Consider the following 22,560-nt stretch of genomic DNA (forward strand, 5'->3'; position numbering starts at 1 on the left):
CTTGCGGGGCCTATATAGGTCTATGCACGCAAAGGCAAAAGGGTGAGGCGCACAGGATGATCAGACGGTTCGGTCCGACGCCCCAGAAAAACCGCTGCTACCTGCGAAGGCCGGGGGTCTATGCGGTGCTGCGGCTTGGTGATCAGGTGCTTTTGACGCATCAGGCGCGCCCCGTCGCGGAGTTTCAGCTTCCCGGCGGCGGGATCGATCCCGGCGAATCGCCCATCCCCGCGCTGCACCGGGAAGTCTACGAGGAAACGGGCTGGACCATCACCGGGCTACGCCGGGCGGGGGCGTTCCGGCGCTTTGTCTATATGCCGGATTACGACATCTGGGCTGACAAGCTGTGCACCATCTATACTGCGAGGCCGGTGCGGCAGATCGGCCCTCCGACGGAGCCCGCGCATGAAGCCGTCTGGATGCCCGCGCAGGAGGCGGCGCGCCACCTTGGCAATTCCGGCGACCGGCATTTCGCGGCGCTTCTGGCCGCGCGGTAGGGCGGGCCGGCACACTCGGTCGCGGGCGCTTCAGCGACCCGAGTATTCGAGCAGGATGCCCGAAATATCGTCGGCAAACCCCTGCCCGCCCGCATGGTCCCCCAGTTTCCACAGCAGGGTTTCCAGAACCGAAAAGGCCGGCTGTGCGCGCAGGTCACCCATCAACATGGCAAGCCCATCTTCCCCCAGAAAGTGGCCATGAGGGTCGGGGCATTCGGTGACGCCATCGGACAGAAGGAAAAGCCTGTCACCGGGATCGAGCCGCATTTCGAATTGCGCGAAGTCCGCCCCTTCGATGAGCCCGACCGGCAAGCCGCCCGATCCTGCCTGTTCCACCCGCCCGTCGCGGCGCAATAGCACGGGATGGGGATGCCCGGCCTGTGCGAGTGTCACGCGCCCGTCGCGCAGATCGGCCACGGCGAGCAGCATCGTAAAATAGTGCTCTGTCTTCATTTCATCCAGAATGAGGCGATTCAGGCGGCGGATCACCTCTGCCGGGGGAAGATGTCCATAACTTCCGTCCCTGTTTCGCCGCAACGCCACATTCTGATCCGGTGCAGCGGACGAAAGATAACCCGCAAGGCGCGCAGTCATAAGCGCGGCGCTGACGCCGTGGCCGGACACGTCGATGGCGAAAAGCCCGACCTGATCGCGGTTGATGCGGTAGTGCCCGACGAGATCACCGCCGACATGCCCGCATGGCCGCAGGAGGAGTGAGACCGTGCCGCGCGCATAGACCTGAAACCTGTTGCGCACCAGTGATTGCTGAAGCTTGCGGGCCTCAATCAGATCATGGTCGATTGTGTCGTACAGCCGCTGCAATTCCGAAAGGGTGTCGGTAATCACGCGGTTCTTTTCGGTGAGTTCTCGCTGCATGCGCAGGATACGCTCTCCGGCGGTGATGCGGGCCCGCAGTTCGTCGGCATTGACCGGCTTGATCAGGAAATCATCGGCGCCGTTTTGCAGTCCACGCGCAACCTCTTGCTTTTCGCTCTTGGAGGTGAGGAGGATGAAATAGCCATACGCCTCGCCGGTCATCTCGCGGAAGGCGCGGCAGAAATCAAGCCCGTCCATCCCCGGCATCATCCAGTCACTGATCACCAGATCGGGGGGATGAGTGCGGCAGACCGCCAACGCTTCCTGTCCGGAGGCGGCCTCCATCACCTCATATCCGTCGCGCGCAAGGGTGGCCGACAGGACGCGCCGTTGCAGGCGGCTGTCATCGACCAGAAGGATACGGCGCACCGCCCCGCACTGGCGCCGCGTCAGCCGGTCTGTATGTGGCAAGGCCGTCAAATGGTAAATCCCCGGGGTCGCGCGTCTGAATGAACCCACCATTCCTAGCCCGGTGGCCTTAACGGCCCATGAACCTGAAATCGCGCCAGTCGTTCCGGCACCGGGAACGATTATTTTACCAATTGCCTGCAAAGGTCGAGACTCAGGCAAAATGGGGATCAGGTGATGATCGACTGGAGCCAGGTCAAGGCATTGCACAACGAGATCGGAGCGCAGGATTTCGACGAAGTGGTTGAGATGTTCATGCAAGAGGCGCAGGAAACGATCGCCCGTCTGCGCACCGTGCCCCACCCGGAGACACTTGAGGCGGAGTTGCATCACCTCAAAGGCAGCGCGCTGAACCTCGGGTTTCGGGGTTTTGCAGCGCTTTGCCACGCCGGGGAGGCACTGGCCGCGGAGGGCATGGCGCAGCAGGTCGCCCTTGCCGAGATCGCCGCGCAGTTCATGCACAGCAGGCGCCTGTTCGACGAAGGGCTGGCGCAGGCCCTTGCGGCGTAGGGGTCAGATCACGAACTGCGCCAGGGTTTCGTCGTTGGTGATGTCGGTATAGGTGAAGCCGGCCGCGTCAATGCGCGCGAACAGCGCGGCGAAATTCTCGGCCCTGCGGGTTTCGATCCCGATCAGGACAGAGCCGAAGTTGCGTGCCGACTTCTTCAGGTATTCGAAGCGGGCAATGTCATCCTCTGGCCCGAGGATATTGAGAAACTCCTTGAGCGCACCGGGCCGCTGCGGCAGACGCAGGATGAAGTACTTCTTCACCCCGGAGTAACGCTGGGCACGTTCCTTCACCTCCGGCAGGCGTTCGAAATCGAAATTCCCGCCCGATGTGACGCAGACCACGCTCTGGCCCCTGATCTGATCGGCAATATCGGTGAGCACGTCGATGGCCAGCGCCCCGGCCGGTTCGAGCACGATTCCCTCGACGTTCAGCATCTCCATCATGGTGGTGCAGATCCGGTCCTCCGGCGCGGCAAGAACATTTTGCGGGTCGATATGTGCCAGCCGGGCAAAGGTTTTCTCGCCGATGCGGGCGACCGCCGCGCCATCGACGAAGCTGTTGACGCGGGCAAGGGTCACCGGGGCGCCAGCCTCCAGCGCGGCGCGCAGGCTCGTGCCGCCCGCCGGCTCCACCAGGGTGAAGGCTGTGCGCTGCCCGAAATAGCTACAGACCCCGGCGGAGAGCCCCCCGCCACCCACGGGAAGCACGATGCGGTCGGGGGCATGGCCAAGCTGATCCATGATCTCCACGCCGACGGAGGCCTGCCCCTCGATCACATCCTCATCGTCGAAGGGGGCCAGAAAGCTGCCCCCCGCCTCACGGCAGTAGGATTGCGCGGCGGCAAGCGTGTCGTCGAAATAGTCGCCGATCATGCGGATTTCGATATGATCGCCGCCAAATGTTTCGGTCTTGAAAACCTTTTGCTGCGGCGTGGTCACGGGCATGAAGATCACGCCGCGCACCCCGAAATGGCGGCACATGAAGGCCACGCCCTGCGCATGGTTTCCGGCGCTGGCACAGACGAAAAGCCGCCTGTCCGGATCGTGCGCCAGAACCTTGCGCATCGCGTTGAACGCGCCGCGCAGCTTGTAGCTGCGCACCGGGGTCAGATCCTCGCGCTTGAGGTAGATCTCCGCCCCGAACCGTTCGGACAAATGCGCATTGAGTTGCAGCGGCGTGGCGGCAAACACGTCGCGCATGGCGGTTTCGGCGGCACGGGAGAGATCGCGGAAGTCATGCATGTCCCCCAAGTGCCGCAAGCCACGCGCCAAGGCAAGGAATACATCGGGATACCGGCAGCCCGGCCACCTTGCCCTTGCGTTCAAAAACCGCTATCGCCCGCGCGATATCCGTATGAAGGGAAGATGACATGTCCGCGCCCAAGAAAGTCGTGCTGGCCTATTCCGGCGGCCTCGACACCTCGATCATCCTGAAGTGGTTGCAGACCGAGTATGGCTGCGAGGTCGTCACATTCACCGCCGATCTCGGCCAGGGGGAGGAGCTGGACCCCGCGCGCAAGAAGGCGGAGCTTCTCGGGATAAAACCGGAGAACATCTATATCGAGGATGTGCGCGAGGAGTTCGTGCGCGATTTTGTCTTTCCCATGTTCCGCGCCAATGCGGTTTACGAGGGGCTATACCTGCTTGGCACCTCCATCGCGCGGCCCCTGATTTCCAAGCGGTTGATCGAGATCGCCGAGGAAACCGGCGCCGACGCGGTGGCCCACGGGGCGACCGGCAAGGGCAACGATCAGGTGCGGTTCGAGCTGGCGGCCTATGCGCTCAACCCCGATATCAGGGTGATCGCCCCCTGGCGGGAATGGGATCTGACGAGCCGCACGAAGCTCATCGATTTTGCCGAGAAGCACCAGATCCCCATTGCAACGGACAAGCGCGGCGAGGCACCGTTTTCCGTCGATGCCAACCTTCTGCACACCTCATCCGAGGGCAAGGTTCTGGAAGATCCCGCGCAGGACGCGCCCGATTATGTCTATCAGCGCACCGTGAATCCCGAGGACGCGCCCGACGCGCCCGAGTTCATCGAGGTCACCTTTGAAAAGGGCGACGCCGTGGCGATCAATGGCGAGGCGATGAGCCCCGCAACGATCCTGACGGCGCTGAACGACTATGGGCGCAGGCACGGCATTGGCCGGCTCGATCTGGTCGAAGGGCGTTTTGTCGGGATGAAATCGCGTGGCATCTATGAGACGCCCGGCGGCACGATCCTGCTTGAGGCGCACCGGGGGATCGAGCAGATCACGCTCGACCGCGGGGCGGCGCATCTGAAGGATCAGATCATGCCGCAGTATGCGGAGCTGATCTATAACGGCTTCTGGTTCAGCCCGGAGCGCGAGATGCTTCAGGCGCTGATCGACCGCAGTCAGGAGCACGTGACCGGCACGGTTCGGCTCAAGCTTTACAAGGGTCTGGCGCGCACGGTGAGCCGCTGGTCGGAGCATTCGCTTTATTCCGAAGAGCATGTCACCTTCGAGGATGACGCCGGGGCCTATGATCAGAAGGACGCGGCGGGGTTCATCAAGCTCAACGCGCTTCGGCTGCGGCTTCTGGCGATGCGGAACAGGCGTCTGGGCAGCTAGATCGCCATCGCCCGCATGTCTTCGTAGAGCGGCATGGCGGCGTCCAGAACGGGGCGTAGATCGTCACGAACACGGGGCAATTCGCCCTCCGGCCCGGCAAAACCCGTCGAGGTCCAGACCGTGCCATACCAGTGGCGCGCCCAGATGCCGTCGTCCTTGTGACCGCCCTTGGGCCAGCGGAGCATGTCCGGCGAGAAGGGAACGTCGATCGCTTCGCACAGGAGGTTGAGCATTTCGCCGGGATTCTGGCGGATGTCGAAACTGTCGATAATCACGGGATTTTCACTGAAGTCCCTGATTTCATTGATCAACTCCACCTGTTGGCGAAACCCGATGTCGTCGAGTCCGGGGTTTTCGTATTTCGCCGCGAAGCTGGCGAGAACGCGGGCGGGGTGGCGGATGAGAAACACGTTGACCACCTTTCGCATCCAGTCGCGGGGGATGCCGGGGATCATGTGCTGGGCCATGTGCTTTTGATAGAAATAAGGCTTTTGCGCGGGATTAGTGCCTGTCAGCGCGGTGATAACCTCTGCTGGATCCTGCGATTGCGACTCCATGATCTCGTCGCGCATGGGGTGCTTGAGACCCGTGAGCCTGAGGTAAGCAGCATAAAAGGGCTCATCCACCACGGCGCAATCGGAGCGGTTGCCGAAGGCATACATCATCGCGGTGGAGAGGTTCCGGGGACCGGACCACATGGCAATTTTCATGATAAATTCCTTGTCGGTAAAACGTCGGTATTCTGTCGGTATTCCGTCGGTGCCCTCAGGCGGCGCCGACCAGTTCGCGGTAAAGCCCGCGCAGGCGCGTCGTCATGGGGCCCATTTCGCCGGTGCCGATCACCCGGCCATCAATCTCTCCCACCGGGGTCTGGGCGCCGAACGTGCCCGTCAGAAACGCCTCGTCCGCGCCGTAGGTATCGACAAGGGAGAAGTTCCGCTCATGCACCGGGATGCCATTCACGCGGCACAGGTCGATCACCTTTTGCCGGGTGATGCCGTTCATGCAGTAATCGCCCGTGCTGGTCCAGATCTCGCCGCGCCGGACGATGAAGAAATTGCAGGCGTTGGTGGTGTTCACGAAGCCATGCACGTCGAGCATGAGCGCCTCGTCCGCGCCGGCCTTTTCGGCGGCGATGCAGGCCAGTATGCAGTTTAGCTTCGAATGACTGTTGAGCTTGGGGTCCTGAGTCATCGGCAGGCCGCGCATGTGCGGCACGGTGGCAAGGCGGATCGGGCGCGGGATCGACGGGCGGGAATGTTCCATGATGATCACCACGGTCGGTCCCTGACGGCTTAGCCCCGGATGCTGAAACGGGCGGGATTTGACGCCGCGCGTCACCATGAGCCGCGCATGGGCATCGGCGGTCATGGCGTTGGCCGTTTGTGTCTCTGACAAGGCGGAAATCACCGCTGCTCGCGTCATGCCGATATCGAGGTCAATGGCTTTCGCCGCTTCGAAAAGCCGGTCAAGGTGGTCGTCCAGAAAGGCCCAGCGCCCATTGTAGAGCCGCATCCCCTCCCAGACGCCATCGCCCAGCATGAAGCCCGAATCGAACACGCTCACCATCGCCTCGGCGCGTGGTTTGAGCAGGCCATTCACCCAGATCTTCACATTCTCGTTGCGGGCATCTTCGGCGGCCTGATGGGTGGTCACGGTATCGGTCATGGCGGTCCTCTCTCGGCTCGCGCGGAGGCTAGTCGCACCGACACCGCGATCCAAGCGGTAAATCCCGATCAACTCGACGTGACACGCGAGGCGCCGGGCTTGTCCAAACGGGCCGCGCGGGCGCAGGGTCGGAATAAAGGAGGATTAACCATGCGAATTCTTCAGACGATCAAGCTCGCGGCGCTCGCCCTTCTCATCGGTGTCGGGTTTTCCGTGAAGGAAGCGCGGGCGGCGGAGAGCGAATCCATCGTGGTGGCCGGGGGCTGCTTCTGGTGTGTCGAGGCCGATTTCGAACGGGTGCGCGGGGTGCGGGACGCGGTGTCCGGCTATACCGGCGGCACCGTCGAAGACCCGACCTACAAGCAGGTGACGGGCGGCGACACCGGGCACTACGAGGCGGTGAAGATCACCTTCGACCCCGCCACGATCAGCCGCAAGCAGATCCTCGACATGTTTTTCCGCTCTATCGATCCGACGGATGCGGGCGGGCAGTTCTGTGACCGCGGAGACAGCTATCGCACCGCCATATTCGTCTCTGATTCCGCGGAAAGAGAGGTTGCGCAAGCCGCCAAGCAAAGGGCCGAGGCCGAGCTTGGCCAGACAATCGTGACGCCCATACTTGAGGCCGCGCCCTTCTATGAGGCGGAGGACTATCACCAGGATTACTACAAGGGCACGAAGCTGGTACTGACGCGGTTCGGCCCGAAGCGGCAGGCCGAAGCCTATAAACGCTATCGCGACGCCTGCGGGCGCGATGAGCGGGTTCGCCAGCTTTGGGGAGATGCGGCGCCCTTTGCCGGAAGTTGATCGCGCCCGCGCCGCTCTGACGACATTTTCCGGAGGGGCGCGCTGGACTGCTATCCTACCTTGCAGGCCGACAGGATCGCCATGTTGAGGATATCGCTCGCGGTGGAGCCTGTGGAGCATATCTGAATAGAGCCGTCCACGCCCGACAGAATCGGGCCGATCACCGTGGCGCCCGCCATTTCCTGCATGAGTTTCACCGAGATAGAGGCCGAATGCCGTGCCGGCACCACAAGGATGTTGGCCGGGCCGGTCAGGCGCTGAAACGGGTAACTATCCTGCGCCCTCGGGTTCAGGGCGACATCGACCGTCATTTCGCCCTCATATTCGAAATCGACGCCGCGTTCATCGAGAATCGCGGGCGCCTTGTGCATCTTTTCGGCGCGTTCCGACATGGGATGGCCGAAGGTCGAGAAGCTGACGAAGGCGACTCGCGGCTCCAGCGCCATGTGGCGCGCCACTCCGGCGCAGCGTTCCGCGATATTGGCCAGATCCTCGGCGCTCGGCCATTCGTGCACCAGAGTATCCGCGACCAGCACGATCCGGCCATTGAGCAGTAGCGCCGTCACCCCGACCGCGCCATGATCGGCGTCGGCATCAAAGACATGATTGATCAGGTCGAGTACATGCGCCGATTTCCGGGTTGCCCCGGTCACGAGCCCGTCGCCATGCCCGTGCGCGAGCATCAGCGCCGCAAAGACATGGCGATCGCGGGCGGCCAGTTTGAAAATATCCTGCCGGTCGAAGCCCTTGCGTTGCAGGCGGCGGTAGAGGAAATCCGTGTAGGTTTCCAGATGCGGCGATTTCCGGGCGTTGATCACCTCGATCTCGGGCACCGCATCGCCAAGTCCCGCGGCCTCTAGCTGTTCCTGCACGTCCTTGTCGCGGCCGACGACAAGCGCCTTGCCCAGCCCCTGCCGCTGATACATCACGGCGGCGCGCAGAACGCGCGGATCGTCGCCTTCGGCGAAGATCATCCGGGCCTGCGCGTTGCGGGCGCGGACGTTCAACCCGCGCAGGATGGAGGCGGTCGGGTCCATCCGCGATTTCAGGGACAGCTCATATCCGTCCATGTCGATGATGGGCCGGCGCGCGGCGCCGGTTTCCATCCCGGCGCGGGCCACGGCGGGCGGAATGCGGTAGATCAGGCGCGGATCGAACGGTGTGGGAATGATGTAGTCGCGCCCGAAGGACAGCTTGCGGCCATAGGCCATCGCGACCTCATCGGGCACGTCCTCGCGCGCCAGCGCGGCGAGCGCTTCCGCGCAGGCGATCTTCATCTCGTCGTTGATGGCGCGGGCGTGAATGTCGAGCGCGCCGCGAAAGAGGTAGGGAAAGCCCAGCACGTTGTTGACCTGATTGGGATAATCGGAACGGCCGGTGGCCACGATGGCGTCGCTGCGCACGGCGTGGGCCTCTTCGGGGGTGATCTCGGGATCGGGGTTGGCCATCGCGAAGATCACCGGATCGTCGGCCATGCTCGCCACCATTTCGGAGGTCACGGCGCCCCGCACCGACACGCCGAGGAACACGTCCGCGCCGACCATCGCCTCTTTCAGCGTGCGCAGGTCGGTTTCCACCGCATGGGCCGATTTCCACTGGTTCATGCCCTCTGTCCGGCCCTGCCAGATCACGCCCTTGGTGTCGCACGCGATGCAGTTGTCATGCCGCGCGCCCATGCGTTTGAGTAGCTCGATACAGGCGATGCCGGCGGCCCCCGCGCCGTTGAGAACGATCCTGCATTCCTCGATCTTCTTGCCGGAGATGTGCAGCGCGTTGATCAGGCCCGCCGCGCAGATCACGGCGGTGCCGTGCTGATCGTCGTGGAAGACGGGAATATCCATCTCCTCCTTGAGGCGCTGTTCGATGATGAAGCATTCCGGCGCCTTGATGTCTTCGAGGTTAATACCGCCGAAGGTCGGGCCCATCAGCCGCACCGCCTGACAGAAGGCGTCGGGGTCTTCGGTGTCCAGCTCTATGTCGATGGAGTTGACATCGGCGAAGCGTTTGAAGAGCACGGCCTTGCCCTCCATTACCGGCTTGGAGCCGAGCGCGCCGAGATTGCCAAGTCCAAGAACCGCCGTGCCGTTGGAGATCACCGCCACGAGGTTGCCCTTGTTGGTGTAGTCATAGACGGTCGCGGGGTTTTCCGCGATCGCCTCGCAGGGCACCGCCACGCCCGGAGAATAGGCCAGCGACAGGTCGCGCTGCGTGGTCATGGGGACGGTGGCCCGTATCTCGAATTTGCCGGGGCTGGGTTCGAGGTGGAAGGCGAGCGCCTCTTCCGGGGTGATCCTGCTCTTGGTCATGGGCTGTCCCTTTCATACCGCCGTCGCGTCATAGCCGAGGCGCGGCTTTCTGCCAACCGCGTTGCGTTTTCACCTTTCGCCGCAGAGCGTGGATTTGCTAAGCCTGACAGCAATCAGAACCGGGGGATTTTCCGTGGAGGCAGGCAAGGCGACCGTCACGCCCATGATGGCGCAGTATCTGGAGATCAAGGCGCAGCATCCCGACGCTCTCTTGTTCTACCGGATGGGCGATTTCTACGAGATGTTCTTTGACGACGCGGCGACAGCGGCGGAGGCGCTCGACATCGCGCTGACCAAGCGCGGAAAACACGAGGGCGAAGAAATACCCATGTGCGGGGTGCCGCATCATTCGGCGGAGGGTTATTTCCTGACCCTGATCCGCAAGGGGTTCCGCGTCGCGGTCTGCGAGCAGATGGAAAGCCCGGCAGAGGCGAAAAAGCGCGGGTCCAAGTCCGTGGTCAGGCGCGAGGTGGTCCGGCTTGTCACCCCCGGCACGTTGACCGAGGATTCCCTACTGGACGCGCGGCGCCACAATTTCCTTGCGGCGTTTTCGCAGGTGCGTGAGGAGTGCGCGCTGGCCTGGGCGGATATTTCGACAGGCGCGCTGCATGTGATGACATTGCCACGGGTGCGGCTGGCGGCGGAACTGGCGCAGCTGGCCCCGTCGGAGCTGCTTGCCCCCGAGGGGTCGGAGGCGGATCTGGCGGAAACAGTCTCTGATATGGGGATTCCGATCACCACGGTTTCACGTGGATCATTCGACAGCACGGCGGCGGGAAAGCGGGTTGCGGCGCTGTTCAAGGCGGCCAGCCTCGACGCCTTCGGCACATTCAGCCGGGCCGAAACCGGGGCGCTGGGCGCGATCATCGACTACCTTGAGGTCACCCAGAAGGGCAAGCTGCCGCTTCTGAGCCCGCCGGTGAAGGAGATCACCGGCGGAGTAATGCAGATCGACGCGGCCACGCGGCGAAACCTTGAGCTGACCCACAGCCTGCAAGGCGGGCGGGCCGGATCGCTTCTGGCGACGATCGACCGGACGGTGACAGCCGGGGGCGCGCGGCTTCTGGAGCGGCGGGTGTCCTCGCCGTCTTTGTCGCTGGAGACGGTGCGCGCGCGGCTGGGCGCGGTGGGGTTCTTCACGGAGAACCGGAACGTGGCGCGGCAGGTGCGCGACACGCTGCGCAAGGTGCCCGATCTGGACCGCGCGCTGTCGCGGCTCGCGCTGGACCGGGGCGGGCCCCGCGATCTTGCCGCGATCCGCAACGGGCTCGCGCAGGCAGAGGCGCTGGCCGCGACGCTGGAGGCACATGAATTGCCGCCGCTGCTTCGTGATGCGCTGGCCGCGCTGAGGGGGCATGAGGCGTTGACCGATCTTCTCGATCAGGCGCTGATCGCGGAGCCGCCGCTTCTGGCGCGCGATGGCGGATTCATCGCGGACGGATTCGATGCGGAGCTGGACGAGACCCGCAAGCTGCGTGATAAGGGGCGCGGTGTGATCGCCGGGATGCAGGCGCAATTCACCGAGCAGACCGGCATCACGTCGCTGAAGATCAAGCACAACAATGTTCTGGGCTATTTCATCGAGACCACGGCCAAGCACGCCGAGCGGATGCTGTCGCCGCCGCTGTCGGAGACCTTCATTCATCGGCAGACCACGGCGAACCAGGTGCGGTTCACCACCGTGGAGCTGAGCGAGATGGAGACGCGGATTCTCAACGCCGGAAATACCGCGCTCGAGATTGAAAAGCGTCACTATTCCAGCTTGCGCGGGGCTGTTCTGGCCGAATCCGGCGCAGTGTCCGGGGCGGCGCGCGCGCTGGCGGAATTCGACGTGCAGACCGCGCTCGCCGATCTTTCCATTGCCGAGGACTGGTGCCGGCCGGAGGTGAACGAGAGCCGGGATTTCGACATCGCGGGCGGGCGTCATCCGGTGGTCGAGGCAGCGCTGCGCCGACAGGGCGGCGCGTCTTTCGTGGCCAACGATTGCGACCTGTCGGGGGGCGATGCGGCGCGGATCTGGCTTCTGACCGGGCCGAACATGGCGGGGAAATCGACGTTCCTGCGACAGAATGCGCTTATCGCTCTTCTGGCGCAGATAGGCAGCCACGTCCCCGCGACGCGCGCGCGGATCGGGATGGTGAGCCAGCTTTTCAGCCGCGTGGGCGCGTCAGACGATCTGGCGCGCGGGCGCTCCACCTTCATGGTGGAGATGGTGGAGACAGCGGCGATCCTCAATCAGGCGGATGATCGGGCGCTTGTGATCCTTGACGAGATCGGGCGCGGCACGGCCACCTATGACGGGTTGTCGATTGCATGGGCAACATTGGAGCATCTGCACGAGGTGAACCACGCGCGGGCGCTGTTTGCCACGCATTACCACGAAATGACCGCGCTTGCCGGGCGCCTGGACGGGGTGGAGAATGCCACCGTGACGGTGAAGGAATGGGACGGCGACGTCATCTTCCTTCACGAGGTCAAACGCGGCGCGGCGGACCGCAGCTATGGCGTGCAGGTCGCGCAGCTTGCCGGACTTCCGCCGGTGGTGGTCGAGCGGGCGCGCGCGGTTCTGGAGATGCTGGAGAAGGGTGAGCGCGAAGGATCGGGGCAAAAGGCGCTTATAGATGATCTGCCGCTCTTTGCCGCGACGCCGGCGCCCGCCCCGGCGGCGCCCAAAGGCCCCTCGCCCGTGGAAAAGCGGCTGCAGGGCATACTACCGGACGATCTGTCCCCGCGCGAAGCACTACAGATTCTCTATGATCTGAAAGAGTTGACGGGGAAATGACGAAGGGCAGGGTAGACCCCCTGCCCTGCAAGCCAGACCGCCCGACGATGGAGCGGCGATTCTATTCGTGGTTCGAGGAGACGCCGACCTTCGCCGGGCGCAGAAGGCGGTCGTGGATCATGAATCCCTCGGCGGAGACCTGAATGATCTCTCCGGCGTTGGTGCCGGGCAGCGGGGCCTCGAACATAGCCTCGTGAATCTTGGGGTCGAACTTGTCGCCCACTTCCGGCGAAAGCAGCTCTATCCCGTGCTTGTTGAATACGCTGAGAAGCTCGCGCATGGTCAACTCGACCCCTTCGAGAAGGGCACCGGCATGCTCGCGTTGTTCGTCGGTGGCGGTTTCAAGTGCGCGTTTGAGGTTGTCATAGACCGGCAGCATGTCGCGCGCGAGTTTCAGGCCGCCGTAATTTTCTGCCTCGCGGCGCTCCTTGTCGGCGCGCTTGCGGGAGTTTTCGGCGTCGGCCAATGCGCGCATCCAACGGTTCTTCAATTCATCCCGTTCAGCGCGCAGTTCATCGAGTTCGATTGCTTCGGCCTCCATCTCTTCCAGAGAAACGGCGTTTTCCTCGGCCTCGGCCTCGTCCACGTCGTCCAGAAATTCATTGTCTTTCGGCTCTGCCATATTTCACCTCTAACCGCGGTCGGAGATCAGCTTTCCAACCAACTGCGCCGTGTAATTCACAATCGGCACAATGCGTCCATAGTTCAGGCGCGTCGGGCCGATAACCCCAACGGCGCCTACGATCTTTCGATCCGCGTTCATATATGGAGACACCACCAAAGAGGAACCCGAAAGTGAAAAAAGTTTGTTTTCCGATCCGATAAAGATCCTCACGCCTTCACCCTGATCGGCGAGTTCGAGGAAATCGGCAATGTCGCGCTTGCGTTCGAGATCGTCGAACAGGGTGCGGATGCGATCAAGATCCTCTTGCGGCTGATCGGAGTCCAGCAGGTTGGCCCGGCCGCGCACGATAAGCCGGTCGTGTGTGTCGTCTTCGCCCGCCCAGACAGCCATGCCGCTTTCGATGAGATCGTGTGCGATGCTGTCGATTTCCTGGCGGCGCGTCTCCATCTCTGCGCGAATGACGGTTTGCAGATCCGACAGCGTTCTTCCCTCGATCAGCGCGTTGAGGAAATTCGCCGCTTCGCGCATGGAGCTTGGCGTCTGGCCGGGCGGCGGTGTGAAAAGGCGGTTCTCCACGTGCCCGTCAGCCATCACGAGCACGACCAGCGCGCGGTCGTGGCCAAGGCTCACAAACTCGATATGCTTGATCGGGGCCTCATGTTTCGGCGCGAGCACGAGCGATGCGCCCTGCGTGACTCCGGACAGGGCCGAGCCGACGCGATCGAGCATACCCCCCACATCGGCGGAGTTGCTTCCGAGGTTGGAGTCGATCTTGAGCCGGTCCTCGGCATCCAGATCTCCGATTTCAAGGATCCCATCCACGAACATGCGCAGACCAAGTTGCGTCGGCACGCGGCCCGCGCTGACATGGGGAGAGTCGAGCAGGCCGAGAAATTCGAGATCCTGCATGACGTTGCGCACGGTGGCGGGGCTTACCTTTTCCGACAGTGTGCGTGTCAGCGTGCGGGAGCCGACCGGCCCGCCGGTGGCAAGATAGCCCTCGACCACCCGGCGAAAAACCTCGCGCGAGCGCTCATTCATCTCATCAAGGATATTTGCGCTATCAGACATCGTCCGTCCCATGTATGCGCTCATTAAAGAGCCACAAGAGCAAAGGTCAATCGGGCTTGAATTTTAGGGCATGTGCCCTGTATCTCCTGCGCGAGCAACAAAGGATTTTGAACATGCGCCCTTCCGGCCGTCAACTTGATGAAATGCGTCCCGTGTCCATTGAGACGGAGTTCACGAAACATGCCGAGGGCTCTTGCCTGATCAAGGTCGGGGAGACGCATGTGCTTTGCACCGCGTCTATTGAGGACCGCGTTCCGCCCTTTATCAAGGGGTCCGGGCTTGGCTGGGTGACGGCGGAATATGGTATGCTTCCCCGCGCCACGAACACGCGGATGCGGCGCGAGGCGACAGCCGGCAAGCAGGGCGGGCGCACCGTCGAGATTCAGCGCCTGATCGGGCGCAGCCTGCGCGCCGGTGTGGATCGTGTCGCGCTTGGCGAACGGCAGATCACCGTGGATTGCGACGTGCTTCAGGCGGACGGCGGCACGCGCTGCGCCGCGATCACCGGCGGCTGGGTGGCGCTTCGACTTGCGGTCAACAAACTGATGAAGGCTGGCGATGTTCTTTCCGATCCGCTTGTCGATCCGGTGGCGGCGATCAGCTGCGGTATTTACGCGGGGCAACCGGTTCTTGACCTCGATTACCCTGAGGACAGTGAAGCGGGGGTCGATGGAAATTTCATCATGACCGGCAGCCGGCAGCTTATCGAGGTGCAGATGTCGGCCGAGGGCGCGACCTATTCCCGCGATCAGATGAACAGGCTTCTGGATCTGGCCGAGCAGGGCGTCGCGCAGCTTGTCGAGGCGCAGAAAGCCGCGGCCGCGTGACCCGCAGGTTTCAGGGCGATACCCTTCTTGTGGCGACGCATAACTCGGGCAAGCTCGAAGAGATCGCGCATCTGATGGAACCCTACGGGGTCAAGGTCGTGGGCGCGGCGGAGACGAAGATTCCGGAGCCGGAAGAAACCGAGACGACATTTGTCGGCAATGCGCGGATCAAGGCCCATGCCGCGGCGAAGGCGACAGGGCTTCCCGCGCTGTCAGACGATTCCGGGATCGAGATCGACGCGCTGGACGGGGCGCCGGGCGTTTATACCGCCGATTGGGCGGAAACCGAAGAAGGGCGCGATTTCACCATGGCCATGACGCGGGCGCATGATGCGCTTGAGGCGACGGGCGCCACTGCCCCACATACCGCGCGGTTCTGTTGCACGCTTGTGCTGGCGTGGCCCGACGGGCATGACGAGGTGTTCGCCGGCACAGTGGAGGGGCAGGTCGTCTGGCCCATGCGCGGGAGCGAAGGTCACGGATATGATCCGGTTTTTCAGCCCGATGGCTATGACGTGACATTCGGAGAGATGGACCGTTGGGAAAAGAACAGGATCAGCCACAGGGCCGATGCCTTCAACAAACTTGTAAAGGGCTGTTTTGCCTGAAGATTGGGAAACCGGGGGCTTTGGCCTGTATATCCACTGGCCGTTTTGTCAGGCCAAGTGCCCCTATTGCGATTTCAACTCTCATGTTTCACCGCAGGTCGATCACGCGCGGTGGCAGCGGGCCTATCTTGCGGAACTGGACCGCGTGGGAGCCGAAACGCAGGGCCGGGTTCTCAGCACGGTTTATTTCGGGGGCGGCACGCCGAGCCTGATGGCGCCGGAGACGGTGAACGCGATTCTGGAGCGGGTGCGACGCCTGTGGCCTGTGTCCAATTCTCTCGAAGTGACGCTGGAGGCAAATCCGGGATCCGTGGAAGCGGGACGTTTCGCCGGGTATCACGCCGCGGGCGTGAACCGTATTTCGATGGGAATTCAAGCACTTAATAACCACGATCTACAGCGGCTTGGCCGGATTCACTCGGTCGAGGAAGCGCGCGCCGCGTTCGATATTGCGCGCGGGGTCTTTGACCGGGTGAGCTTCGACCTTATCTATGCACGACAGAACCAATCCCTTGCGGATTGGCAGTCGGAGTTGCGCGAGGCGCTATCCATGGCGGTGGATCACCTGTCCCTGTATCAGCTGACGATCGAGGAGGGTACGGCCTTTGGCGATCGCTACGCGCGCGGTGGTTTGCGCGGCCTGCCCGATGATGACCTGTCGGCAGACATGTACCAGGTCACGCAGGAGGTTTGCGCGCAGGCGGGATTTGAAGGCTACGAGGTGTCAAACTACTCCCGGCCGGGTGAGGAATCGCGGCATAACCTGATTTACTGGCGCTATGGCGACTACGCCGGCATCGGGCCGGGGGCACATGGGCGACTCACACTCGGCGGTCAGCGCCATGCCACCGAAAGTTGGAGAAACCCTGCAAGATGGCTGGACGCCGTGGACGCAGGCAACGGTGAATCGCTGCGAGATCCCGTATCCTGCGCGGATCAGGCGGTCGAATGCCTTCTCATGGGCTTGCGTCTCGTCGAAGGCGTCGATGCAGAGCGCGTCAAACGACTCTCAGGTCAAAATCTCAGCACGGAGTCAGTTGCGCATTTGCAGGATTTGGGACTTTTGGATCCCGGTTTTGCGCGCATACGCACAACGCCAAAGGGACGGATGCTTCTGAATTCGGTGATCGCCGAACTGCTGGGGGACTAGGATGCGATGGCTCTGGGGGTTTCTCGGTCTACTTTGCATCCTGCTGGCGGTGATCGGGATTGTCCTGCCGCTTTTACCGACGGTTCCGTTTCTTCTTCTGGCCGCGTTCTTTTTCGCCCGATCATCAGAAAGACTTCATAACTGGCTGATCTCTCATCCGACCTTCGGCCCGCCCATCCTTGACTGGCGCGCGCGGGGGGCGGTGAGTCTTCCGGCGAAACGCTGGGCGACCGTCTCTGTTCTCGCGGTATTCACGCTTTCGGTGGTCATGGGCCTGCGTCCGATGATCCTGATCATCCAGGCGCTGACCCTTGGTGCGGTCATGATCTTTCTCTGGACCCGGCCTAGTGCGTAGAGCTTAGCGTTCGGCAGATTTCGTCCAGCTCATCCAGCGTCTTGTAGCGAATTACCACCTGCCCGCTTTCTCCATCGGGCTTGTGATCGATACTGACCGACAGGCCAAGAGAGGCAGAAAGATCCCCTTCCAACGCCTTGGTGTCGGCGTCTTTTTCGGCCTTCGGCTTGGGCGCGGACGGTGCCGGTGTGCCCTTCGGCTTCTGGGCGAGCTTTTCGGTTGCCCGAACTGAAAGCCCCTCTGCCGCCACCTTGCGGGCAAGGGTTAGCGGGTCGTCCGATGTGATCAGCGCGCGTGCGTGCCCGGCGCTCAGCGCGCCATCGCGGAGCATTTGTTGCACCCCGTCAGGTAATTGCAGAAGGCGCATCAGGTTTGCGATATGGCTTCGGCTTTTGCCCAAAGCCTCGGAGAGCTTTTCCTGCGTATGGCCGAACCTCTCCATCAACTGCTTGTATCCGGTCGCCTCTTCCACAGGGTTGAGGTCGGCGCGCTGAACGTTCTCGATAATCGCAATTTCGAGCACTTCGGTATCGTCGAACTCGCGCACCAGAACCGGGAGTTCATGCAGCTTTGCCATCTGCGCCGCGCGCCAGCGACGCTCGCCTGCCACAATTTCAAACTCGCCCGCTCTTGAAGGGTGCGGACGCACGATGAGAGGTTGAATTATCCCCTTCTCGCGGATCGACCCGGCGAGCTCCTGTAGCTGTTGCTCGGTAAAGCTCCGGCGGGGCTGATCGGGGTTGGGGTTGATGCGCTCGATGGGTATGAACAGATCAGGCCGCTTCATGCCCGTTTCGGATTCCGTCCGCGGTTCCTCGTTCACATCCGCCATGAGCGCCGAAAGTCCCCGCCCAAGGCCACGTTTGGATTTGTTTTCAGCCATTCTGCCCTCTTCTTATTGTGCGGCGAACCGCAAATGCCGGGACAAAAGTTCCCGTGCAAGACTTCGGTATGCCTCTGCCCCTCTTGAGGTGGAATCGTATTGCAAGACGGGCTGGGCGTAGGATGGGGCCTCGCTTACCCGGACATTGCGGGGAATTTTCGTCTCGAAGACAAGTTCGCCGAGATTGTCCCGCGCGTCCTGTTCCACCTGTAGCGACAGGTTGTTGCGCTTGTCATACATTGTCAGCACGACGCCCTCAATCCGCAGGCCGGGGTTGGCGGATTGGCGTACCTCACGGATTGAAAGCATCAACTGCGACAGGCCTTCCAGCGCGAAAAACTCGCTTTGCAGCGGAATAAGCACAGCGTGGGCCGCCACAAGCGCATTGACTGTCAACAAGTTGAGAGACGGAGGGCAATCAATCAATATGTAGTCCCAACCGAACTGATCCATCGCCGGCTGCCGTAGCGCGTCGTGGAGCAGAAAGCTCCTCTTCTCATTGGAGGCCAGATCAATATCCGCAGAGCTGAGATCGACCGTCGCCGGTACGATCGAGAGGTTCGCTATGTTGGTATCGTGGATAACCTGCGCCAGATCCCCATCTTCCAGGAGCAGTTCGTAGGTTGAGAACTCACGATCTTCCGCCTCCACCCCCAAGCCTGTCGAGGCGTTCCCCTGTGGATCAAGATCGACCAAGAGCACACGCAGCCCCTGCTCTACCAGCGCGGCGGACAGGTTGATTGCAGAGGTCGTCTTGCCAACGCCGCCCTTTTGATTCGTGATGGCGATAATTCGCGGGGAGATTGGGCGTGTGGGATCAGACACGGGAAAGATCTCCGATCTTGAGGATAACGGCGCCAGGTTCTGTTTGACTTTTACGCTCATCAAGGGTGAATGACCATGTTTTGCGGGCGGCTTTCACCTCTTTTTCCCATGTGACGCCTTTGGGAAACAGGCAAACGCCATCTGGCGCAAGGTGCCGTTCGGCATATTCCAGAAGTGTCGACAAATCCGCAACCGCCCGCGCCGAAATAACATTGGCGCGCTGCGGGCTCGCTGCCTCGATCCGCTCTGACAGGACGGCTCCCTCTTGTTCTGTCTCTCGCAGAACGGTCCGTAGAAAGGTGGCCTTGCGCTGATCGCTTTCAATCATTGTGACACGTTCCGGCGATCCGCGTTCAGCGCGCATCAGCGCGATGACAAGTCCAGGGAAGCCGCCCCCGCTTCCAATGTCGAGCCAATGCCCGACGGGGTGCGAAGCCAGATCGAAAAGCTGAACGGAGTCCAGGATATGCCGATTCCACAATCCCTCCAGGGAGGTGCGCGAGACGAGATTTATCGTTGGATTCCATTTGTGAAGAAGAGCGGCGTAGCGTTCCAGCCTCGCCAATGTTTCACGTGAAACATTGTCGATCCCTGTCACGCTGACCTCTTACGCCGATCGTGGCGAAGACGCGAAAGGATCAAGGTGAGAGCGGCAGGCGTCATGCCGTCTATGCGGCCAGCCTGAGACAGGTTCGACGGCCGGGTTTGAGAAAGCTTAGACTTCAGTTCATTAGAGAGACCGCCAACTGCGTTGAAGTCAAAGCTTTCCGGAATTGCCCAGCCTTCATCCCGGCGCAGAAGTTCGACGTCCTGTTTTTGACGGTCAATGTAGTTGGCGTAAAGGGCGTCGCGCTCAAGCTGGGTGCGAACTTCGGAATCGACGCTGACAAGTTCAGGATCAAGCACAGTGAGTGCGTCAAAGCCCACATCCGGGAAAGACAGAAGCTGAAATCCCGTCCGACGGCTTCCATCCTGATTCACCGAAATACCGGACGCAGCAATCTGTTTTGGTTTAAAGCTCTTTGACTCGAGCATTGAACGCCCGGCGGCCAATCGCTCCATCTTGTCGGAAAAGACGGACTTGCGCACCTCTGCAACAAGGCCAAGCTCAACACCAGTTGGTGTAAGGCGTTGGTCGGCGTTGTCGGCGCGCAGAGACAGGCGAAACTCCGCCCGGGATGTGAACATGCGGTACGGCTCGCTCACGCCCCGCGTGGTCAGGTCGTCAATCATCACGCCGATATAGCTGTCAGTCCTGCTGAAGACATGCGGTTCCCTCCCCAGCGCGGTGAGCGCTGCGTTCAGCCCTGCGACCAGGCCCTGGGCCGCTGCTTCCTCATATCCCGTGGTTCCGTTGATCTGGCCAGCCAGATACAAACCCGGCACACCCTTGACCGCGAGAGATGACTCCAAGGCGCGCGGATCAACGTAGTCGTATTCGATCGCATAACCCGGTTGAACAATTCGCGCGCCTTCCAAACCACGAATCGAGCGCACATACTCCTGCTGGGTTTCTTCTGGCAGTGACGTTGAAATTCCGTTTGGATAAACCGTCGAATCGTCCAGCCCCTCAGGCTCCAGAAAAATCTGGTGCGAGGTTTTGTCCGCGAATCTAACAACCTTGTCCTCGATGGACGGACAATATCGAGGGCCGATCCCGTCGATATGGCCCCCGTACATTGCGGAGCGGTTGAGGTTCTTTCGGATGATCTCGTGAGTTCTCTCGTTCGTGTGGGTAATGCCGCATGCCACCTGACGGACCGATGGCCCTTTCGACAGGAAGGAAAACATCACGGGATCATCATCGCCCGGTTGCTTGTCGAGCAAATCCCAATCAATGCTCCGCCCATCGAGACGTGGCGGCGTTCCGGTCTTAAGACGTCCAAGAGGCAGACCAAAGCAATCGATTCGCTCCGCCAACTTCTGGGATGCCTTCTCGCCCATGCGGCCGCCAGATCGGGACACGTCGCCAATATGAATCACCCCACGAAGGAATGTGCCGGTGGTCAGGACCACGGCGGAGGCGGTAATCTCTGAGCCATCGCCAAGGACGACCCCGGCAACGCGTTCCCCCTTCATGACGAAATCTATCGCCTCCCCTTCAACGATGGTCAGATTCGGCTGGACCCGCATTTCCGCAAGCATGGACTCCTGGTATATCCGGCGATCCGATTGCGTTCGTGGTCCTTGCACCGCGGGGCCTTTGCGGCGGTTGAGCAGGCGGAACTGAATGCCGGACTTATCCGCCACACGCCCCATGACACCATCCAGGGCGTCGATCTCGCGAACAAGATGACCTTTTCCCAGCCCGCCAATCGCCGGATTGCACGACATCACCCCGATGCCCGACATCTTGAGCGTAAGGAGCGTAGTGGACGCGCCCATTCGGGCAGCGGCGTGAGCGGCATCCGCGCCGGCATGACCGCCGCCAACAACGATGACATCAAAATGTTTCACGTGAAACACCCCTCACTTTCCTACGCAGAAGCTGCTGAAAATCTCATCCAACAGATTTTCGACATCAACCCGACCGACGATAGCGTCAAGTGCCCGAATCGCAGTTCGAAGCTCTTCTGCAGCGATATCATAGTGAGCGGGTCCCATCGACAGAACCTTTTGTGCCGAACGAAGCGAATCTTCCGCTCGGCTCATTTGCACCCGGTGTCGTTCCCGGATGGCTACCCCGGAACGGGCAGCACGGGTGGAAAGGATTTCGGAAATGCGGCCAACAAGCTCCGAGATGCCCTGCCCTGTTTTTCCCGACACCGCATCGGTCGCGTCGCAAAGTCTATCTGCCTTGGCTCGGAGTACGATATCGCCATCTTCCGGAGTGAAATCCGGAAGCGTTCCTTCTTCGATCAGGAAAACTCGCAAGTCCGCCCGCCGAGCACGATCACGGGCGCGTTCGATCCCGATGCCTTCCACAACATCTTCCGTTTCCCTCAGACCCGCTGTGTCAAGAAGGGTGACGGGAAGCCCGCCAAGCTCCATTCTGACCTCGATCACATCGCGCGTGGTTCCGGCATATTCAGAGGTAATTGCCGCGTCTCGCCCCGCAAGCGCATTCAGAAGCGTTGATTTTCCGACGTTCGGGGCACCAACTATCGCCACTTCGAATCCCTCGCGTATCCGTTCCGACATTTCGGTTCCAGAAATCTCCGTTGCCAGACGGTCAAGAACGCCCTTGAGAAGCGTGGACACCTCTGGCGTGACGTCTACCGGCACCTCTTCGTCAGCAAAATCGATTGTCGCCTCGATAAGGGCCGCCGATCGAATCAGATCCTTACGCCAGGTTTCCGCGACCTCTCCCAGTTCCCCGGACAGCACCCGCAAGGATTGCCTGCGCTGAGCTTCTGTCTCGGCATCGATCAGGTCGGCCAGACCTTCAACCTGCGCAAGATCAAGACGATTATTCTCGAGAGCGCGGCGCGTAAACTCCCCTGCTTCTGCCATCCTCAGGTCAGGTAGTTCCGAAAGCGCGCGCAAAACAGCGTTCACGACGGCAGCACTTCCGTGAAGATGAAGTTCGAGAACCTCTTCTCCCGTAAAGCTTTGCCCTTCCGGGAAAAGCAGGACGAGCGCCCGATCAAGCTCTTGTCCAGACGAGTCTTTCAGCACACGCAGGGATGCGACGCGGGGCGCGGGGCGCGTGCCCGCCAACCTCTCTGCCGCATAGCCTGCCCTTGAACCGGACACCCGAACGACAGCGACCCCCGCCTTGCCGGGGGCCGTGGCCAGAGCGTAGATCGTATCGGTGACAGGCAT

The 22,560-nt window shown here is 61.7% G+C and carries 21 protein-coding genes; 9 read left to right on the forward strand and 12 right to left on the reverse strand.

Features of this window, described 5'->3' with window-relative positions; translation table 11 throughout:
- Positions 1-56 precede the first annotated feature (56 nt).
- Positions 57-497 carry an NUDIX hydrolase gene (locus BMW66_RS01655; RefSeq protein WP_093114884.1) on the forward strand — a complete coding sequence of 147 codons (441 nt, stop codon included), beginning with the start codon at positions 57-59 and terminating at the stop codon, positions 495-497.
- Between the two features lie 30 nt (positions 498-527).
- Here the strand turns inward: BMW66_RS01655 and BMW66_RS01660 are convergent, their stop codons facing one another.
- A complete protein-coding gene (locus BMW66_RS01660) occupies positions 528-1,784 on the reverse strand; it encodes a PP2C family protein-serine/threonine phosphatase (protein ID WP_245729283.1) in 1,257 nt (418 codons plus the stop codon).
- Between the two features lie 174 nt (positions 1,785-1,958).
- On the opposite strand from BMW66_RS01660, the gene BMW66_RS01665 reads away from it, so the two are divergent.
- The gene (locus BMW66_RS01665; protein ID WP_093114886.1) at positions 1,959-2,291 is read left to right on the forward strand and encodes an Hpt domain-containing protein; all 333 of its coding nucleotides are present in this window, start codon (positions 1,959-1,961) and stop codon (positions 2,289-2,291) included.
- 3 nt (positions 2,292-2,294) lie between these two features.
- Here the strand turns inward: BMW66_RS01665 and ilvA are convergent, their stop codons facing one another.
- Positions 2,295-3,533, reverse strand: coding sequence for a threonine ammonia-lyase IlvA (gene ilvA / locus BMW66_RS01670; RefSeq protein ID WP_093114887.1), 1,239 nt, complete (start codon positions 3,531-3,533; stop codon positions 2,295-2,297).
- 128 nt (positions 3,534-3,661) lie between these two features.
- Here ilvA and BMW66_RS01675 point away from each other — a divergent pair, with 128 nt between their 5' ends.
- Positions 3,662-4,888, forward strand: a complete 1,227-nt coding sequence (locus tag BMW66_RS01675) for an argininosuccinate synthase (RefSeq protein ID WP_093114888.1) — start codon at positions 3,662-3,664, stop codon at positions 4,886-4,888.
- On the opposite strand, the gene BMW66_RS01680 is transcribed toward BMW66_RS01675, so the two are convergent.
- Together BMW66_RS01680 and BMW66_RS01685 are read right to left on the reverse strand one after the other, a co-directional pair.
- On the reverse strand, positions 4,885-5,598 hold the full coding sequence (locus tag BMW66_RS01680) for a sulfotransferase-like domain-containing protein (protein ID WP_093114889.1): 714 nt from the start codon (positions 5,596-5,598) through the stop codon (positions 4,885-4,887). The genes BMW66_RS01675 and BMW66_RS01680 overlap by 4 nt on opposite strands.
- A 55-nt stretch (positions 5,599-5,653) precedes the next feature.
- Positions 5,654-6,556, reverse strand: a complete 903-nt coding sequence (locus tag BMW66_RS01685) for a D-amino acid aminotransferase (protein ID WP_093114890.1) — start codon at positions 6,554-6,556, stop codon at positions 5,654-5,656.
- A gap of 150 nt (positions 6,557-6,706) precedes the next feature.
- Between BMW66_RS01685 and msrA the strand changes: the two genes are divergently transcribed.
- The gene (gene msrA / locus BMW66_RS01690) at positions 6,707-7,363 is read left to right on the forward strand and encodes a peptide-methionine (S)-S-oxide reductase MsrA (RefSeq protein ID WP_093114891.1); all 657 of its coding nucleotides are present in this window, start codon (positions 6,707-6,709) and stop codon (positions 7,361-7,363) included.
- Positions 7,364-7,413: 50 nt separating this feature from the next.
- On the opposite strand, the gene BMW66_RS01695 is transcribed toward msrA, so the two are convergent.
- Positions 7,414-9,669 (reverse strand): NADP-dependent malic enzyme, encoded by a 2,256-nt coding sequence (locus BMW66_RS01695; RefSeq protein WP_093114892.1) that lies wholly within the window; start codon positions 9,667-9,669, stop codon positions 7,414-7,416.
- 163 nt (positions 9,670-9,832) lie between these two features.
- Between BMW66_RS01695 and mutS the strand changes: the two genes are divergently transcribed.
- Entirely contained in the window at positions 9,833-12,451 is a 2,619-nt protein-coding gene (mutS, locus tag BMW66_RS01700) for a DNA mismatch repair protein MutS (RefSeq protein WP_093114956.1), read from the forward strand.
- Between the two features lie 61 nt (positions 12,452-12,512).
- Here mutS and BMW66_RS01705 read toward each other — a convergent pair whose 3' ends face one another.
- Positions 12,513-13,073, reverse strand: coding sequence for a nucleotide exchange factor GrpE (locus BMW66_RS01705; protein WP_093114893.1), 561 nt, complete (start codon positions 13,071-13,073; stop codon positions 12,513-12,515).
- A gap of 9 nt (positions 13,074-13,082) precedes the next feature.
- Positions 13,083-14,147 (reverse strand): heat-inducible transcriptional repressor HrcA, encoded by a 1,065-nt coding sequence (gene hrcA, locus BMW66_RS01710; protein WP_093114957.1) that lies wholly within the window; start codon positions 14,145-14,147, stop codon positions 13,083-13,085.
- 113 nt (positions 14,148-14,260) lie between these two features.
- Here hrcA and rph point away from each other — a divergent pair, with 113 nt between their 5' ends.
- The 4 genes from rph to BMW66_RS01730 are packed head-to-tail and all read left to right on the forward strand — an operon-like array spanning position 14,261 to position 17,087.
- Positions 14,261-14,974 (forward strand): ribonuclease PH, encoded by a 714-nt coding sequence (gene rph / locus BMW66_RS01715; RefSeq protein WP_093114894.1) that lies wholly within the window; start codon positions 14,261-14,263, stop codon positions 14,972-14,974.
- Positions 14,971-15,582, forward strand: a complete 612-nt coding sequence (rdgB, locus tag BMW66_RS01720) for an RdgB/HAM1 family non-canonical purine NTP pyrophosphatase (protein WP_093114895.1) — start codon at positions 14,971-14,973, stop codon at positions 15,580-15,582. The genes rph and rdgB overlap by 4 nt, the downstream gene beginning before the upstream one ends.
- Positions 15,575-16,732 carry a radical SAM family heme chaperone HemW gene (gene hemW / locus BMW66_RS01725; RefSeq protein WP_093114896.1) on the forward strand — a complete coding sequence of 386 codons (1,158 nt, stop codon included), beginning with the start codon at positions 15,575-15,577 and terminating at the stop codon, positions 16,730-16,732. Before rdgB ends, hemW begins: the two co-directional genes overlap by 8 nt.
- A 1-nt stretch (position 16,733) precedes the next feature.
- Positions 16,734-17,087, forward strand: coding sequence for a YbaN family protein (locus tag BMW66_RS01730; RefSeq protein ID WP_093114897.1), 354 nt, complete (start codon positions 16,734-16,736; stop codon positions 17,085-17,087).
- Here BMW66_RS01730 and BMW66_RS01735 read toward each other — a convergent pair.
- Genes BMW66_RS01735 through mnmE form a run of 5 tightly spaced genes read right to left on the reverse strand, consistent with a single transcriptional unit; the run spans position 17,077 to position 22,560 of the window.
- Positions 17,077-17,970 (reverse strand): ParB/RepB/Spo0J family partition protein, encoded by an 894-nt coding sequence (locus BMW66_RS01735; protein WP_093114898.1) that lies wholly within the window; start codon positions 17,968-17,970, stop codon positions 17,077-17,079. The two genes, BMW66_RS01730 and BMW66_RS01735, sit on opposite strands and share 11 nt — an antisense overlap.
- Positions 17,971-17,982: 12 nt before the next feature.
- On the reverse strand, positions 17,983-18,795 hold the full coding sequence (locus BMW66_RS01740) for a ParA family protein (protein WP_093114899.1): 813 nt from the start codon (positions 18,793-18,795) through the stop codon (positions 17,983-17,985).
- Entirely contained in the window at positions 18,788-19,393 is a 606-nt protein-coding gene (gene rsmG / locus BMW66_RS01745; RefSeq protein ID WP_093114900.1) for a 16S rRNA (guanine(527)-N(7))-methyltransferase RsmG, read from the reverse strand. The genes BMW66_RS01740 and rsmG overlap by 8 nt, the downstream gene beginning before the upstream one ends.
- On the reverse strand, positions 19,390-21,252 hold the full coding sequence (gene mnmG / locus BMW66_RS01750) for a tRNA uridine-5-carboxymethylaminomethyl(34) synthesis enzyme MnmG (RefSeq protein WP_093114958.1): 1,863 nt from the start codon (positions 21,250-21,252) through the stop codon (positions 19,390-19,392). Before mnmG ends, rsmG begins: the two co-directional genes overlap by 4 nt.
- A gap of 12 nt (positions 21,253-21,264) precedes the next feature.
- Positions 21,265-22,560 carry a tRNA uridine-5-carboxymethylaminomethyl(34) synthesis GTPase MnmE gene (mnmE, locus tag BMW66_RS01755; protein ID WP_093114901.1) on the reverse strand — a complete coding sequence of 432 codons (1,296 nt, stop codon included), beginning with the start codon at positions 22,558-22,560 and terminating at the stop codon, positions 21,265-21,267.

The organism is Salinihabitans flavidus, from assembly GCF_900110425.1.
Taxonomy (GTDB): domain Bacteria; phylum Pseudomonadota; class Alphaproteobacteria; order Rhodobacterales; family Rhodobacteraceae; genus Salinihabitans; species Salinihabitans flavidus.